14 protein-coding genes are annotated in these 16,465 nt (G+C 69.3%); 5 read left to right on the top strand and 9 right to left on the bottom strand.

Annotated features, from left to right (window positions below):
* The first annotated feature begins 81 nt into the window (after positions 1–81).
* Positions 82–606: a hypothetical protein gene (locus tag GA0115254_RS33220; RefSeq protein WP_141720955.1), complete on the top strand. Its 525-nt coding sequence runs from the start codon at positions 82–84 to the stop codon at positions 604–606.
* A gap of 532 nt (positions 607–1,138) precedes the next feature.
* A complete protein-coding gene (locus GA0115254_RS46810; protein ID WP_256102897.1) occupies positions 1,139–2,227 on the top strand; it encodes a hypothetical protein in 1,089 nt (362 codons plus the stop codon).
* A gap of 276 nt (positions 2,228–2,503) precedes the next feature.
* Here the strand turns inward: GA0115254_RS46810 and GA0115254_RS33205 are convergent, their stop codons facing one another.
* The 4 genes from GA0115254_RS33205 to GA0115254_RS33190 form a co-directional block, all read right to left on the bottom strand.
* Positions 2,504–3,832 carry a class I SAM-dependent RNA methyltransferase gene (locus GA0115254_RS33205; RefSeq protein ID WP_093898975.1) on the bottom strand — a complete coding sequence of 443 codons (1,329 nt, stop codon included), beginning with the start codon at positions 3,830–3,832 and terminating at the stop codon, positions 2,504–2,506.
* Positions 3,833–3,938: 106 nt separating this feature from the next.
* The gene (locus GA0115254_RS33200; protein WP_093898974.1) at positions 3,939–5,987 is read right to left on the bottom strand and encodes an APC family permease; all 2,049 of its coding nucleotides are present in this window, start codon (positions 5,985–5,987) and stop codon (positions 3,939–3,941) included.
* Between the two features lie 112 nt (positions 5,988–6,099).
* Entirely contained in the window at positions 6,100–7,158 is a 1,059-nt protein-coding gene (locus GA0115254_RS33195; RefSeq protein WP_093898973.1) for a 1-aminocyclopropane-1-carboxylate deaminase, read from the bottom strand.
* A gap of 114 nt (positions 7,159–7,272) precedes the next feature.
* Positions 7,273–7,929 (bottom strand): GntR family transcriptional regulator, encoded by a 657-nt coding sequence (locus tag GA0115254_RS33190; RefSeq protein ID WP_093898972.1) that lies wholly within the window; start codon positions 7,927–7,929, stop codon positions 7,273–7,275.
* Between the two features lie 262 nt (positions 7,930–8,191).
* Here GA0115254_RS33190 and GA0115254_RS33185 point away from each other — a divergent pair, with 262 nt between their 5' ends.
* Both GA0115254_RS33185 and GA0115254_RS33180 read left to right on the top strand, forming a co-directional pair.
* The gene (locus GA0115254_RS33185) at positions 8,192–8,860 is read left to right on the top strand and encodes a potassium channel family protein (protein ID WP_072485889.1); all 669 of its coding nucleotides are present in this window, start codon (positions 8,192–8,194) and stop codon (positions 8,858–8,860) included.
* Positions 8,860–9,537: a potassium channel family protein gene (locus tag GA0115254_RS33180; RefSeq protein ID WP_093898971.1), complete on the top strand. Its 678-nt coding sequence runs from the start codon at positions 8,860–8,862 to the stop codon at positions 9,535–9,537. The genes GA0115254_RS33185 and GA0115254_RS33180 overlap by 1 nt, the downstream gene beginning before the upstream one ends.
* A 79-nt stretch (positions 9,538–9,616) precedes the next feature.
* On the opposite strand, the gene GA0115254_RS33175 is transcribed toward GA0115254_RS33180, so the two are convergent.
* From GA0115254_RS33175 to GA0115254_RS33155, 5 genes are all read right to left on the bottom strand, one after another.
* A complete protein-coding gene (locus GA0115254_RS33175) occupies positions 9,617–10,381 on the bottom strand; it encodes a DUF3159 domain-containing protein (protein ID WP_093898970.1) in 765 nt (254 codons plus the stop codon).
* A 3-nt stretch (positions 10,382–10,384) separates the two neighbouring features.
* Positions 10,385–10,801: an OB-fold nucleic acid binding domain-containing protein gene (locus GA0115254_RS33170; protein ID WP_093898969.1), complete on the bottom strand. Its 417-nt coding sequence runs from the start codon at positions 10,799–10,801 to the stop codon at positions 10,385–10,387.
* A gap of 99 nt (positions 10,802–10,900) precedes the next feature.
* A complete protein-coding gene (locus GA0115254_RS33165; RefSeq protein ID WP_093899049.1) occupies positions 10,901–11,593 on the bottom strand; it encodes a response regulator in 693 nt (230 codons plus the stop codon).
* A 70-nt stretch (positions 11,594–11,663) separates the two neighbouring features.
* Positions 11,664–14,207 (bottom strand): sensor histidine kinase, encoded by a 2,544-nt coding sequence (locus tag GA0115254_RS33160; protein ID WP_093898968.1) that lies wholly within the window; start codon positions 14,205–14,207, stop codon positions 11,664–11,666.
* A 153-nt stretch (positions 14,208–14,360) separates the two neighbouring features.
* Complete coding sequence (locus GA0115254_RS33155; RefSeq protein WP_093898967.1) at positions 14,361–15,110, bottom strand: ABC transporter ATP-binding protein; 750 nt, start codon at positions 15,108–15,110, stop codon at positions 14,361–14,363.
* Between the two features lie 435 nt (positions 15,111–15,545).
* Between GA0115254_RS33155 and GA0115254_RS33150 the strand changes: the two genes are divergently transcribed.
* Positions 15,546–16,460, top strand: coding sequence for a M28 family peptidase (locus tag GA0115254_RS33150; RefSeq protein ID WP_093898966.1), 915 nt, complete (start codon positions 15,546–15,548; stop codon positions 16,458–16,460).
* Positions 16,461–16,465 lie beyond the last annotated feature (5 nt).

Genomic DNA, 16,465 nt, shown 5'->3' with positions numbered 1-16,465 from the left:
TCATGGGCAGAATCGGCAAGCTGGTTGACCAAGACTGTTCTTCCCCACGGCTGCGTAGGCGCCGCTTCTACGCTGACCGTCATGCGCGAAGTCGAATACCGGAGCAGCGGGGTTCCGTTGGAGGAGTACGAACTCACCCGCAGGGACCACCGCCGTCAGAAGCAGAGCGAGGAGAGCAGCGTATCGATTCGACGACAGGTCGAAGAGGACAATGCCAAATGCCTGGCAGACCCGGCGATGGCAGAGCGCCGCCGCCAGGCGTTCGAGAACGTCGCGAAGCTGATCCAGTCCTTCAAGAAGGCCGACCACGAGATCATGCGGTGGCGTGTCCGGCTGTACTGCGGCCACATCATCGAGACGGAGGCGCATTACACGTACACCGACCCCATCGATGCTGGAGGGTCCAGGAAGCAATGCCCTGAGTGCGGAGGTGCCTGGCAAACGCTCGTGGCCTTCGAACCCATCGGACTGCGTGGCGAGCCACCGGAACCCACGGTTCCCACGCCTCCGCCGCCCCCGAAGAAGCCGACACGAGCCGAACTCGAACGACGCGTTAAGACGCTGGAGAAGGAGAACGAACGCTTGCGCGCGAAGTTCAGTGGCTGAAGGTCCCGACCGAAGTCATTGGGCTGACTCGCCAGCAGGTCACGGAGGCCGAGTTGACGGCAACGGTGAAGACGCCGCCCGCGCGGACATAGACATGGTCCACGTCACCCCGCTCGTTCGAGCAAATTTTTTCGAACCACCTATCGCTGACAAACGGAACTGACAACATGCCGCCGTCGTACGTCAACCTAGAGTCGAAGGCGGACCATTGGAACGGCAGGTCAATGAGCGGCAACTCTCGGTGCTGCAGTGGGTGCAAGACGGGTGCCCTGCCAGCGTTTGGGAGACCAGCTCCTACAAGAGCACCTGTCAGGCACTGCAGAACCGGGGCCTGGTCATGGTTTCCCGGAAGGCCGGGCAGTGGAGCGTCATCCTGACGAGTGCTGGCCAGCACTACCTGGCGCACGGCGCGTACCCTCCCCGCGGGTCACGCCCGCCGAAGACCCAGGCCGCCGCTCCACGACCCCCGTCCACCCGAGCACAGGAAACTCCGGCCGCCGGGTGGAGGCCAAGCCCTCCATCACAGCCTCGGGTGACGTTCACGGAGCAGCTGCTGCAAGAGCTCGCGGAGGCCGGCGGCAGCATCGTCAAGAGCGGCAGCGGTCCGGACTTGGAGAAGTGGCCATCCCGCATCGCCGCGGCACGCAGGTCCGGAAAGGTCCCGGAGAAGAAGGAGCTGTACGGGGCTTGGTGTCAGGGCGGGTACGAGATCAAGCTCGTCGACATCCCCGCCTGGCGCCTCGCCGTCCTCGAACCCGTCCCCGTTCCCTCCCGGCTCACGCGGCCGCACACCGTGGTCCGGGCCATGCAGAACGAACAACAGCCACTGGGCCTCACGAAGCCCGTCCAAGGACGTGCCCTCCGGCTCGTCCAGGCGCTGATCATCGCTGCCGAGGCCGAAGGACATTCCAGCTCGGCAGGACAGACCGGCTTCGCGCCCCCGTCTCATCGCCGTCGTAGGGCATCTCCCCACTTCACCATCACCGCACAGGGCCAGACTGTGGGGTTCCTTGTCCTCCAGGAGCAAGACCGGACCGAGCACGTCGCCACCGAGAAGGAACTCACCGCGGCCAAGAAGGACTCCTGGGTCAGGATCCCCCGCTTCGACTACACCCCGTCCGAACGGCTCCGTTTCGTCCTCAGCGGCGGCCAGCCGCACCGGGCCAGCGAATGGTCCGACACCCCCGGCCGTCCCCTGGAAGACCAGCTCGCCGAGATCGCCCAGGAGGTCACCCTCCGCGGCGAAGCTGCTGAACGCAGACGCCTGGACGAGATCGAAGTGGCACGCCAGAAGCGCATCCGGTGGGAAGCCACCATGGAAGAAGCCCGAATCCGGTACGCCGAGGCGTACCGCGTCAGGCACTTCGAGGCGCAGGAAGCGACATGGCGCCACGCCACCCGACTGACGGAGTATGTGAACGCTGTACGCACCCGGGTCGAGGCCATGCCCCCAGGCCAGACCCGGACCGAAGCCGAAGCCTGGGTCGACTGGGCAGCAGCCCGCGTGGAGCGCCTCGACCCGCTGAACACATCGCCCCGGCTGCCCGACATTCCCGAGCCGCGCCCCGAGGACCTGAAGCCCTTCCTCGGGCACTGGAGTCCCTACGGCCCCACCTACTGACGCCCGCTCCGCCACACGTCCGGCCCGCCGAAGTACGGCAGCAGCGCGCCTGCCACCGCAACCAGCGGCGGGCGCTGCAACCCGGCGGAATCTTCTTCAAGTTCCCGCAAAGCCAGCCCACGGGAGCGCGCCTCCCAGCCAACGTGACCTGCACGATCAGTCATGTGACGTCCCGTCAGAGCAAGCGTCATTTGAGCGTCACGAGCGTCATTTCAGCGTCAAGATATCGCTCGTAACGCCCACACCGCACATAATGCGCACGGGAGAAATCGCAGGTCAGGAGCCCTTCGCGGCCGGTTCAAGGATGGCGACACACTCCACGTGGTGGGTCATCGGAAACAGATCGAACGCCCGCAGCGTCCGCACCCGGTACCCGCCCTCCCGGAAGTACGCCAGGTCGCGCGCCAAGGCCGCCGGGTCGCATGCCACATACGCGATGCGGCGGGCGCCGAGGCCGGTCAGGTGCTTGACGGTCTGCTTGCCGGCGCCTGCGCGCGGGGGGTCGAGGACGATCAGGTCGGTCTCGGTGATGCCGGTGCGCGGCAGGACCTGGTCGACCTTGCCGTGCTCGATGCGGACCCGCTCCAGGTCCTTCAGGTTGTGCCGGGCGTCCTCCACGGCGCGCTTGCCGGACTCGATGCCGAGGACGGCGCCCTTATCGCCGATGCGCTGGCCGATGGCGCCCGCGAACAGGCCGACGCCGCAGTAGAGGTCGAGGGCGGTGTCGCCCTTGCGGGGCAGCAGGCCCTGCATGACGGCGCGGACGAGGGTGTTGGCGGCTTGCGGGTGGACCTGCCAGAAACCGCCCGAGCCGACCCGGTAGGTGCGGTCGTCGGCGCGCTCGCGGACGAAGGCGCGGCCGTGCACGCGGTGGACGCCGCCGTCGCGCTCGTCGACGCGCATCACCGAGACGGGCTTGTCGAGTTCCACGAGGGGCAGCCGGCCGCCGGGCCTCGGGGTGAGGATCACCTGGCGGTCGTGGGAGCCGGTGGCCGCGATGGCTTCCACCGAGGCCATGCCGGGCCATTCCCGCTTCTCGATGCCGAGCTCGGTGACGCCGGGGGCCGCGATCAGGCAGCGCTCGATCGGCTCCACGTCATGCGAACGGTGCTTGCGCAGGCCGACACGGCCGTCCTCGTCGATGGCGTACTGGACCCGGGTGCGCCAGGCCGGCACCTCGCCCGCCGGAAGCTTGTCGCCCTCGGCCGGCATGACGGTGCCGTCCCAGCCCGCCTCCTCGGGGGTGAGGCCCGCGAGGCGCTGAAGCTGTTCGGTAATCACTTCGCCCTTGAGCCTGCGCTGGGCGCCGGGCTTGGCGTGCTGCCAGTCGCAGCCGCCGCACTTGCCGGGACCGGCGTACGGGCAGGGCGCCTCGACGCGGTCCTTGGACGCCTCGATGATCCGTACCGCGTCGGCGCGCAGGAAGCGGGAGTCGCTCTCGCCCTCGGTGACCTTGGCGATGACCTTCTCGCCGGGAAGCGTGTGCCGTACGAAGAGGACCTGGCCCTCCGAAGTGCGGGCGATGCAGTGGCCGCCGTGTGCGACGGGCCCGACCTCGACCTCGTACTCCTCCCCGACCAGCGACGACGTGGGTTCGTTCTGCATGAGGGGGTGGCTCCAGAGATCAAGGGAAAAACGGCCGGACAACAACCCACGAGTCTACGTGGGTGTCGTCCGGCCGTTTACCACGAACGGAAGCGGGCAGGGGCGGTCAGCTCTTGCCGCTGGGTTCCTTGGGCCTGCGCTCCACGGGTCCGCGGCGCACCGAGCCCGGTGCGTTCCACTCGGCGCGCTTCCTGGCGCGCTTCTTCGCCGCCTCGGAGGACTCCAGCTGGTACGGCACGGAGGTCACCATCACGCCCGGGGTGAACAGCAGCCGCCCCTTGAGGCGCAGGGCGCTCTGGTTGTGGAGGAGGTGCTCGTACCAGTGGCCGACCACGTACTCCGGGATGTACACGCTCACGACGTCGCGCGGGCTGTCGCGGCGCAGGCCCTTCACGTATTCGATGACCGGCCGGGTGACTTCGCGGTACGGGGAGTCGAGGATCTTCAGCGGGATGTCGATACCCCGCCGCTCCCAGTCCTCCCTGAGCGCCTTGGTCTCGACCGGGTCGACGCTGATGGAGAGCGCCTCCAGACGGTCGGAGCGGATCAGCTTGGCGTAGGCGAGGGCGCGCAGCGTGGGCCGGTGGAGCTTGGAGACCAGGACGATCGAGTGGACCCTGGAGGGCCGCATCGTCTCGTCGACCGGGGTCTCCTCCGCGGCGATCTCCTCGGCGACCCGGTCGTAGTGCTTCCGGATCGCGGTCATCGTCGCGAAGAAGATGCACATGCCGAGCAGGGCGACCCAGGCACCGTGGGTGAATTTGGTGACCAGGACGACCACGAGGACGAGGCCGGTCAGGAAGGCGCCGAAGGCGTTGATCGCGCGGGAGCGGATCATGTGGCGGCGCTTGTCTGCGTCCTTCTCGGCGCGCAGGTGGCGGTTCCAGTGGCGGACCATGCCGGTCTGGCTGAGCGTGAAGGACACGAACACGCCGACGATGTAGAGCTGGATCAGCCGGGTCGAGTCGGCGCCGTAGACGACGACGAGCAGGGCGGCCGCGCCGGCGAGCAGCACGATGCCGTTGGAGAAGGCGAGGCGGTCGCCGCGGGTGTGCAGCTGGCGCGGCAGGTAGCGGTCCTGGGCGAGGATCGAGCCGAGCACCGGGAAGCCGTTGTACGCCGTGTTCGCCGCGAGGAACAGCACCAGGGCGGTGGCCGCGGCGAGCACGATGAACAGGAAACTGCCGTTGCCGAAGACGGCCTCGGCGACCTGCGTGATCACCGGGTCCTGCACATAACCGGGGCCGACCGGCACACCGCCTCTCAGCAGGTCTTCCCCCGGGTTCTCGGACATCCGGACGTTGGTGACCAGGGCGAGGGCGATGATGCCGACGAGCATGGTGATGGCGAGCATGCCCATCATCGTCAGCGTCGTCGCCGCGTTCTTGGACTTGGGCTTACGGAAGGCCGGGACGCCGTTGGAGACCGCCTCGACGCCGGTGAGCGCGGCACAGCCGGAAGAAAAAGCACGCAGCAGCAGGAAGACAAGGGCGAAGCCCGCGAGGCCCTCCTGCTCTGCCTTGATGTGGAAGCCGGCGGTGGGCGCGCGCATGGTGTCGCCGAGCACGAGAGCGCGGTAGGCGCCCCACGCGATCATGATGAAGACGCCCACGACGAACACGTACGTCGGAATCGCGAAGAGCGACCCGGACTCCTTGACGCCGCGCAGGTTCATCAGCGTCAGCAGCAGGATCACCGCGACGGCGCACAGCACCTTGTGCTCGACCACGAACGGGATCGCCGAGCCCAGGTTCTCGATTCCGGAAGTGATGGAGACGGCGACGGTGAGGACGTAGTCCACGAGCAGCGCGCTGGCGACGGTCAGGCCGGCCTTGGGGCCGAGGTTGGTGGTGGCAACCTCGTAGTCGCCGCCACCGCTCGGGTACGCGTGCACGTTCTGCCGGTACGACGCCACCACGGTGAACATCACCACCACGACCGCCAGGGCGATCCACGGGCTGAAGTGGTACGCCGAAATGCCCGCGACAGACAGGACGAGCAGGACCTCCCCAGGCGCATAGGCAACGGAGGACAGGGCGTCGGAGGCGAAGACGGGGAGGGCGATGCGCTTCGGCAGGAGCGTTTCTCCGAGCCGGTCACTGCGCAATGCGCGCCCGATCAGGATCCGTTTGGGCACGTCGGTCAGTTTGGACACGCAGAGGATCGTAAGCGTTCCGTATGGAAGCCGCAGACCCACCACCCCCGTGGCCCCGCAATCTCCTGCGCTCGGACGAAAAAGCCACGAAATCCTTAACGAAATCCTTGCACTAGGCGTCCGCGAAAAGGGCGCTGTAACCATTCAATGCGGGCTGACCGCCGAGATGTGCGTAAAGGACGGTGGAATCCCGGGTGATCTCGCCGCGCCCCACGAGGTCGACCGTTCCCGCCATCGACTTCCCCTCGTACACGGGGTCGGTGACCATGCCCTCGGTACGGGCGGCGAGCCGCATCGCGTCGAGGGTGGTGGCGTCGGGGATGCCGTATGTGCCCGCGTGGTAGCGCTCGTCCAGCTCGATGTCGTCCACGGTGAGCTCGCGTCGCACCCCGATGAGCCGTGCGGTCCCGGCCGCGATCCGGGCGATCTGCTCGCGGGTGCGAGCGGGTTCCGCGGAGGCGTCGATGCCCAGCACGCGCCGCGGACGGCCACCCTCCTCTTCGAGCGCGGCGAACCCCGCGACCATGCCGGCCTGGGTGGATCCGGTCACCGAGCAGACGACCACGGTGTCGAAGAACACTCCGAGTGCGTGCTCCTGCTCGGCGACCTCGTACGCCCAGTTGGCGAAGCCGAGCCCGCCGAGAGGATGGTCGGACGCACCGGCTGGGATGGCGTACGGCCGGCCGCCGCCCTCCTCGACCTCGCGCAGCGCCTGCTCCCAGCTCTCCTTGACGCCGATGCCGAAACCGGCGCGCACCAGGCGGACATCGGCACCGGCCAGGCGGCTGATCAGGATGTTGCCGACCTTGTCGTACACGGCGTCGGGCCACTCGACCCAGCTCTCCTGGATGAGTACGCACTTGAGGCCGGTACGGGCGGCGACCGCCGCGACCTGGCGGGTGTGGTTGGACTGGACGCCGCCGATGGAGACGAGCGTGTCGCAGCCCTTCGCCAGGGCGTCGGCGACGAGGTATTCGAGCTTGCGCGTCTTGTTGCCGCCGTAGGCGATGCCGGAGTTGCAGTCCTCCCGCTTGGCCCAGACCGCGGCGCCGCCGAGGTGGTCGGTGAGCCGGTCGAGGCGGTGCACGGGAGAGGGGCCGAAGAGGAGGGGGTAGCGGTCGTAGGAGGTGAGGGAGGGGGAGGACGGGGCTGCGGGCGATGCGGGCGTCACGGGGGCTCCCTTGGCCGGGGGTGGTTGGGCGATGGTGGGTGGGGTCGGTGTGGTGATGGTGGTCGGCTCGTCCGCGGCCTGGCGGCTCGTCCGGACGGTGCCCGGGCCGGCGGCCTAGTCGGACGGTTCGTCGGCGAGTTCTTCGAGCGCCCGCCAGATCTCCGCGGTGACCCGGGACGCGGCTTCGGCATCGCGCCCCGCGCACGCCTCGATCAGCCGGTCGTGCAGCTCCGCCGAGCCGTGTGCCGCGCCGGGCGTGCCGAACTGCCGCCACTCCAGGCGCCGGATCAGGGGCGTGTAGCGCCGGACGGTGTCGGCCACGGCGCGGTTGCCGCAGGCGTTGACGAGGACGTCGTGGAGCCGGTCGTCGGCGCGCAGTGCGTCCGCCACGTCGCCGCGGCGGGTCGCGTCCCGGAAGCGGTCGTTCGCCTCGCGCATGGCGGTGATGTCCGCATCCGTAAGGAGGGGGACGGCTGTCCTGGCGGCGAGTTCCTGCATGGCTCGTACGACCGCCGCCGCGTCCCGGACGTCGCGCGGCACCAGCCGGGTCACCCGGGTGTAGCTCTGCGGCTTGGATTCGACGAGTCCCTCGCCGGAGAGCCGGGACAGTGCGTCGCGGACCGGGGCCCGGGACAGTCCGAGGCGTTCGGCGAGGTCGGCGTCGCGGACGGGGGCACCGGGCGGGATGTCGCCGCGGACGATGGCGTCACGGATCGCCTCGTACGCGGTGTCCCGCAACAGGGTTCGTCGGACGGGGCGCAGGGTCTCCATGAACTGACATGTTAGATGTCTGTAGTCGCCGTACTCAAGGGTCCGTCCCGCAGTGGCTGCATCCGGCGGTCCTCCCTGTCCGCATCACGGGGCGCGGCGAAAGCGCACGCGGATGAGGCTTCGCACTCCCGGCCGCATAAGCTCATCCTGGGCAACGGGGCAGACCGTTGCCCCGTTGTTTGCCCGGCAAGCTGAGGAAGAAGTGTGAGCACGGTGTTTTCGCAGGTCAGCCGGACGACCAGGAGTGCGAGGTAAGCGCAAGGTGCACATCGTCATCATGGGCTGCGGGCGAGTAGGGGCCGCTCTCGCGCAGACCCTGGAGCAGCAGGGGCACACGGTCGCCGTCATCGACCAGGACCCCACGGCGTTCCGACGCCTCGGGTCCGGATTCGGTGGGCGGCGCGTCACCGGTGTCGGCTTCGACCAGGACACCCTGCGTGAGGCGGGGATCGAGGAGGCAGGTGCGTTCGCCGCGGTGAGCAGCGGCGACAACTCGAACATCATCGCCGCCCGGGTGGCCCGCGAGATGTTCGGCATCGAGAATGTCGCGGCGCGGATCTACGACCCCCGGCGCGCCGAGGTCTACCAGCGCCTCGGTATCCCCACGGTCGCCACCGTGCGCTGGACCGCGGACCAGATGCTGCGGCGGCTGCTGCCCTCGGGCGCCGAGCCGCTGTGGCGCGATCCGAGCGGCGGTGTGCAGCTCGCGGAGGTGCACACCACACCGTCCTGGATCGGCCACAAGATCAGCACGCTGCAGGAGGAGACGGGCGTCCGCGTGGCGTTCCTCACCCGGTTGGGCGAAGCCATTCTGCCCACCTCGCAGACGGTGCTGCAGGAGGGCGACCTGGTCCACGTGATGATGCGTACGGACGAGATCGCAAAGGTCGAGGCGGCATTCGCCGAGGGTCCTGAGGAGGGCGGTCACTGATGCGTGTCGCGATTGCCGGGGCCGGTGCGGTGGGCCGTTCCATCGCGGGCGAGCTGCTGGAGAACGGGCACGAGGTGCTGCTCGTCGACAAGGCGCCGACGGCCATTTCGGTGGAGCGGGTGCCGATGGCCGAGTGGCTGCTTGCGGACGCCTGCGAGATCACCTCGCTCGACGAGGCGGCGCTTCAACGCTGCAACGTCGTGATCGCCGCGACCGGCGACGACAAGGTGAATCTGGTCGTCTCGCTGCTCGCCAAGACCGAGTACGGCGTGCCGAGGGTCGTCGCCCGGGTCAACAACCCGAAGAACGAGTGGCTGTTCAACGAGGCCTGGGGCGTCGATGTGGCGGTCTCCACGCCGCGTCTGATGTCGGCCCTGGTCGAGGAGGCGGTGAGCGTCGGCGATCTGGTCCGGCTGCTGCGCTTCAGCCATGGCGACGCCAACCTGGTCGAGCTGACGCTGCCCCCGGAGTCGGCGCTGGCCGGCACCCAGGTCGGCGATGTGGCCTGGCCCGAGGACACCTCGCTGGTCACCATCATCCGCGGGCAGCGCGTTCTGACGCCGAGCACCGAGGAGACGCTGGAGGCCGGTGACGAGCTGCTGTTCGTGGCCGCACAGGCACGCGAGGAGCAGTTGGAGGACCTGCTGTCGGTGCGCCGGGGCGACTCGGAGGACTGACCGACGCGGGGCAGGCAGACGGAAGGGGCCCGGAACCGTTCTCACACGGTGCCGGGCCCCTCCGTCCGTCGTGGGCGGATCAGAACTCCTGGTGGCGCGTCGCGGCGGCGGCCGCCTCCGCCTTGCGGGCCTTCTCGGCCTGCTCCTGCGCCTCCATCTCGGCGAAGACATCGATGGGCGGCGGCGCCTTGGCGAGGAAGACCCAGGTCAGATAGACCGCGAGCAGGAACGGTGGGATCTTCAGGGCAACCAGGACCCAGCCGAACTGGGTGGTGTCGGCCCACCAGTACAGCGGGAAGAGGATCGCGCACTTGGCGAGCAGGATGAGCCCCCAGGCGTAGCTGGCCTTGGCGTACGCCTTCTTGCGGCCGGGGTTCCTGGTGCGCCAGGAGAGATTCTCCTTGAACACCGGGCCCAGGATCAGGCCGATCAGCGGCACCCCGGCGAGGGTGGTGATCAGGTAGGCGAGCGCCAGGCCGAGCGTGTACAGCATGCCCGGCAGATAGAAGTCCTTGGCATTGCCGGTCATCATCGCGAAGACCACACCGAAGGCCACGCCGAAGACACCGCTGAAGGCGTGCTTGACGGTGTCCCTGCGGATCAGCCGTACGGCGACGAGGACCAGGGACACGACCAGGGCCGCGATGGCCGAGAGGTGCAGGTCCTTGTTGATCGTGAAGATCGTGACGAAGAGCAGTCCGGGAAGGACTGTCTCCACCATCCCCCGGACACCGCCGAACGCCTCGAAGAGCGCGGCCTCGGTGACCGCTTTCGCGTCGGCCTCCTGCTGGTCGGTGCGGGTGGTGCGGTCCGTATCGGACGTCGGCTTGTCGTCAGACGTCACCGGCTACTCCTTGCCGAGCGGTCGGAGTTCGTATTTGGGGTTGAACAGCACCCGGCGTCCATGACTCATGGCGATCCGGCCCGAGGCGATGAGCTTGCGGCCCGGTTCTATGCCCGCGATGGAGCGCCGGCCCAGCCAGACCACGTCCAGCGGTGCGGTGCCGTCGAAGAGCTCCGCCTCCAGGGCGGGCACTCCGGCGCGCGGCCGCAGGGTGACGGTCCGCAACGTACCAGTCACCTTGACGATCTGGCGGTCGGTGCATTCGGAGATCCGCGTGCACCCCGATGCCTGCGAGTCCTCCTGCAGTTCCTCGGACTCCAGGTCCTCCTGGGAGCTGGACAGCCGGTCGAGCATCCGCCGGAAGCGACCGGACGGCTTCACAGCCTTGCCGGGCTTCTCGAATCGAGGAACAGCACTCATACCCGAAGGGTACCGGTCCCCCGTACTGCGAGCGGGTGTCCCGGGTCTCACTCGAACGGGTCACTCGTACGGGTTACGGGACAGGACCCGGTGCCCCGTTCAGCCGCGCTCGAAGCGGTAGCCCATCCCCGGCTCGGTGACGAAGTGCCGGGGGTGCGAGGGGTCGGCCTCCAGCTTGCGTCTGAGCTGCGCCATGTAGACCCGCAGATAGTTGGTCTCGGTGCCGTACGAGGGCCCCCAGACCTCCTGGAGCAGCTGCTTCTGGCTGACCAGCCGGCCGCTGTTGCGGACCAGGACCTCCAGCAGGTGCCATTCGGTGGGGGTGAGCCGTACGTCGCGTCCCTCGCGGTGGACCTTCTTCGCCGCCAGGTCGACGGTGAACCCCTCGGTCTCGACGACCACGACATCGTCGGAGCCGTGCTGGCCGACGGGTTCGGCGCGGCGGACGGAGGCGCGCAGCCGGGCCAGCAGCTCGTCCATGCCGAACGGCTTGGTGACGTAGTCGTCGGCTCCGGCGTCCAGGGCCTCGACCTTCTCGTCGGAGGTGTGGCGGGCGGAGAGCACCAGGATCGGCACCCGGGTCCAGCCGCGCAGCCCCTTGATCACCTCGACGCCGTCCATGTCCGGCAGTCCGAGGTCGAGGACGACGACATCGGGGTGGCGGGCGGCGGCGAGCTGGAGGGCGGTCGCGCCGTCGGGCGCGGCGTCCACCTCGTACTTGCGCGCCTTCAGGTTGATCACGAGGGCGCGTACGATCTGCGGCTCGTCGTCGACCACAAGCACCCGGGTCATGGGGGCCCTGCCTTTCTGCTGTACGGCGATCTCCTGGGACATTGCGGAGATCATGAGGTGACCTGCGGGGTCATGAGGTGACCCGCGCGGGCAGGTCGGGGCTGACGGGAACGTATCCCGATGCCGCCTTGAGGGTCAGCACCATGGTGAGGCCGCCGCCGGGGGTGTCCTCGGCGTCCAGCGTGCCGCCCATGGACTCCACGAAGCCGCGGGCGACGGCGAGGCCCAGTCCGACGCCTGCGCCGCGCGGGGCGTCGCCGTAGCGCTGGAAGGGCTCGAAGATGCGCTCCTTGGCGTCGTCGGGGACGCCGGGGCCGCGGTCGGCCACCCGTAGCTCGACGCGTCCGCCGAGCGCGCTGGCGGCCACCGTGACGCGTTCTGCGTAGGGGCTGTACTTGACGGCGTTCTCGACGATGTTGGCGACGGCTCTCTCCAGCAGCCCGGGGTCGACGTCGACCATCGGCAGGGTCTCGGGGATGTCCAGGTCCACGCTGCCCTCGGGGACGCCGCCCAGCGCCATCGGGACCACCTCGTCGAGGTCGATCTCGCGGATCAGCGGGGTGACGGTGCCGGTCTGCAGCCTGGACATGTCGAGGAGGTTGCCCACGAGGTGGTCGAGGCGGTCGGCGCCGTTCTCGATGCCCTCCAGGAGTTCGGCCTGGTCCTCCTCGGACCAGGCGACGTCGTCGGAGCGCAGGGAGCTGACGGCGGCCTTGATGGCGGCGAGCGGGGTGCGCAGATCGTGGCTGACGGCGGCGAGGAGGGCCGTCCTGATCCGGTTTCCCTCGGCGAGCCGCCGGGCCTCCTCCGCCTCGTCGACCAGGCGCTGGCGGTCCAGTACGACGGCGGCCTGGGCGGCGAACGCGCCGAGCACCCGGCGGTCCTCGGCGGGCAGCACCCGGCCGGAGAGCGCGAGCGCCATATGGTCGCCGACGGGCATGTCCACATCCGCGTCCTCCGGCCGGGCCACCGGGCTCGGCCCGACGCTCCCGGCGCACGTCCACGGATCGACGTCGCTCTGCCGCTCCAGCAGGGCGACGGACTCCATCCCGAAGGTCTCGCGGACCCGGTCCAGGAGTGCGTCCAGGGTGGTCTCGCCGCGCAGCACACTGCCGGCGAGGAAGGAGAGGATCTCCGACTCGGCGCGCAGCCTGGCCGCCTGATGGGTGCGGCGGGCCGCCAGATCGACGACCGAGGCGACCGAGACCGCCACCGCGAAGAAGATCACGATGGCGACGAAGTTCTCCGGGTCCTGCACGGTCAGGGTGTGGGTGGGCGGGGTGAACCAGTAGTTCAGCAGCAGGGAGCCGACGGCGGCCGAGGCGAGGGCGGGCAGGAGCCCGCCGATCAGGGCCGCCGCGACGGTCAGGAAGAGGAAGAGCAGGACGTCGTTGGCAAGCCCGGGGCCGCTGTCCAGGCGGATCAGGAGCAGCGTGAGAAGGGCCGGGCCGCCCACGCCGACCAGCCAGCCCCAGATGATCCGGACCCGGCCCAGCCGGGCGCCGCGGGCGATGGGCAGCCCCCGGCCCTTGGCCACCTCTTCGTGGGTGACGATGTGGACGTCGAGGTCGGGACCGGAGTCACGGGCGACGGTGGCTCCCACGCCCGGTCCGTAGATGTACTGCCAGGCCTTGCGGCGGCTGGAGCCGAGGACGATCTGCGTGGCGTTCACCCCACGGGCGAATTCGAGGAGGGCCGACGGTATGTCGTCGCCGATGACGTGGTGGAACGTACCGCCGAGGTCCTCCACGAGGGTGCGCTGGACGGCGAGTTCCTTGGGCGATGCGGAGGTCAGTCCGTCGCTGCGGGCGATGTAGACGGCGAGGATCTCGCTGCCGGAGCCCTTGGCCGCCATCCGGGACGCACGGCGGATGAGCGTACGGCCCTCGGGGCCGCCGGTGAGTCCGACCACGATCCGTTCGCGGGCCTGCCAGGTGGTGCGGATGTTGTGCTCGCCGCGGTACTGCTGAAGGTACTCGTCGACCCGGTCGGCGACCCAGAGGAGGGCCAGCTCGCGCAGGGCGGTCAGGTTGCCGGGGCGGAAGTAGTTCGACAGGGACGCGTCGATCCGGTCCGGCTTGTAGATGTTGCCGTGGGCCATCCGGCGGCGTAGCGCCTGGGGCGACATGTCGACGAGTTCGAGCTGGTCGGCCCTGCGGACGACCTCGTCGGGGACCGTCTCGCGCTGCCGTACGCCGGTTATGGCCTCGACGACGTCGCCGAGTGATTCCAGGTGCTGGATGTTGACGGTGGAGATCACGTCTATGCCGGCCTGGAGGAGCTCTTCGACATCCTGCCAGCGCTTGGCGTTGCGGGAGCCCGGCACATTGGTGTGCGCCAGTTCGTCCACCAGGGCGACGGCCGGGGCGCGCTCCAGGACCGCGTCGACGTCCATCTCGGTGAAGACGGCGGAGCGGTACTCGATCTCACGGCGCCGGATCTGCTCCAGGCCGTGCAGCATGACCTCGGTGCGCGGGCGGTCGTGGTGCTCCACGAAGGCGACGACGCAGTCGGTGCCCCGTTCCACACGGCGGTGGGCCTCGGAGAGCATCGCGTACGTCTTGCCGACGCCGGGTGCCGCACCCAGGTAGATCCGAAGTTTGCCGCGTGCCATGGCCCCATTGTCTTCTCTGAACCGGCTGCCGCCGATGCGGCAGCCGGTTCGAAGCTACCCCGAGGATTCTCGACAAATGGGACGGGGGTGGGGCGAGGAACCGAATTGACAGGATTCTGACGCCTCGGACGGACCCGGCCCCCGCCCCGCCCCCTACTCGTATTCGACGAGGTGCCCGTCGCTCAGCTCCAGCACCCGGTCCGCCAGCCCCAGCAGCTGCGCGTCATGCGTCGCCACCAGCGCTGTGACGCCTTCACTCCGCACCACCGCCCTCAGCAGCTCCATCACCGCGAGTCCGGTCTCCGCGTCGAGCTGCCCCGTCGGCTCGTCCGCGATCAGCAGCGCGGGGCGGTTGGCCAGTGCGCGGGCGATCGCGACGCGCTGCTGCTGGCCGCCGGAGAGTTCACCGGGGCGCTGAGCGGCGTGGTCGGCGAGGCCGACCATGGAGAGCAGCAGCGCCACCCGGTCCTCGCGCTCGCGCGGGTCCGCCTTGCGCAGCCGCATGGGTACGCCGACGTTCTCCGCGGCGGTCAGGATCGGGATCAGGCCGAACGACTGGAAGATGAAACCGATCCTGTCCCGGCGCAGCTCCAGGAGCCCGTTCTCGCCGAGTTCGGCGAGGTCCGTGCCGCCGACGGTGATCCGGCCGCCGTCGGGGCTGTCGAGGCCACCGACGAGGTTGAGGAGCGTCGTCTTGCCTGAGCCCGAGCGTCCCTTGAGTGCGACGAGCTCACCGCGCGGCACCTCGAAGGACACCCCGCGCAGCGCGTGCACGGCCGCGGCGCCGGTGCCGTACGAGCGGTGCAGGTCCTCGACCCGGACCATGGGCCCGCGGGCCAGGTCCTCGGCGACCGCCACGCCGCTCTGCCCGCCGGTGCTCGTCCGGCCGATGTTGTCGCTCATGCTTCTCCCCGTACATGCTCGGTCCCGTCGGCCGCCAGTATGTGCATCGGGCACAGGGCGGGGCAATGGCCGAAGGGCGGTGGTCAGGCATCCGGCCGGACGCCGATGTGGTCGTTCTCGGCGGTGAGGCGCACCCGGTGACCGAGTCCCAGTGCAGGCGTCCGTCGTCCCCGATTCCCCACCGGCCCCCCTGGCCCCTCTCATCCCCCCGGATGATCAAGTCAGTATGGGTGGACACCACACGTGCCGCAATGGTCCGGACAAGCTGGACACCATCACCGCGCACGCACTTGACGGACAGTCACTTCACAGCGCCGAACGGCGCGGACGTCTTCCTCATCGGAGCACAACCGCTTCCCGACAACTTCCTGACACCGACTGACCAGCCTTGCCAGGGTCCACCGGGGCGAGTGCCCCGTCCTTGAAAGGGTGCGCATGACGTTACGAAGGAGCCTTCCCGGGCTGGCAGCCGGAGCCCTCGGGATATCCCTGTCCCTGTCCGCGGTCCCCGCCGCAGCCGCAACCGCCCCCGCGAAAGCGCAGGCCCCCACCGCCCCCACCGTCTCCGAGCAGCAGGTGATGCCCCACCTGCGCGCCCTGCAGCACATCGCCGACCGCAACGGCGGCAACCGCGCGCACGGCACGCAGGGATACGCGGACTCGGTGGCGTATGTGAAGAACGCCCTGGACCGGGCCGGCTTCCGCACGAAACTGGTCCCCTTCACCCACAACGGCGCCACCGGCAACAACCTGATCGCCGACTGGCCGGGCGGCGACCCGGATCACGTGCTGCTGACCGGCGCCCACCTCGACAGCGTCGAGGAGGGCCCGGGGATCAACGACAACGGCTCGGGCTCGGCCGCCGTCCTGGCCACCGCCCTTCAGGTGGCCAAGTCCCGTCCGGGGCCCGAGCGGCACCTTCGGTTCGCATGGTGGGGCGCGGAGGAGCCGGGACTGATCGGCTCGGCGGACTACGTCGGGAAGCTCTCCGGGGCCGAGCGCCGCAAGATCGACGTCTACCTCAACTTCGACCAGGCGGGCAGCAGGAACACCCGGCAGTGGCTCGTGGTCCACGACGACGAGCACGGCGAGACCGAAGCCCAGCAGGCGTTCGAGGCATGGTTCGCCGAACGGAACATCCCCACGTTCGACATCGGCGTCGGCGGTTCGGACCACGAGTCGTTCGGAAACGCGGGCATCCCGTCGTCCGGCTTCAGCACCGGTATCTCGGACTGCATCCACGAGGCATGCGACAACCTCGCCAACGTGGACCCGAAGACGGAGAAGACCAGCACCGATGCCCTCATCGGCGTGCTGTGGAAACTCGCCGCCACCACTCCCCGACGCTGACCCCC

Source organism: Streptomyces sp. Ncost-T10-10d (assembly GCF_900091955.1).
Classification (GTDB): Bacteria; Actinomycetota; Actinomycetes; order Streptomycetales; family Streptomycetaceae; genus Streptomyces.
This window is presented reverse-complemented; position numbering and strand designations above follow the sequence as displayed.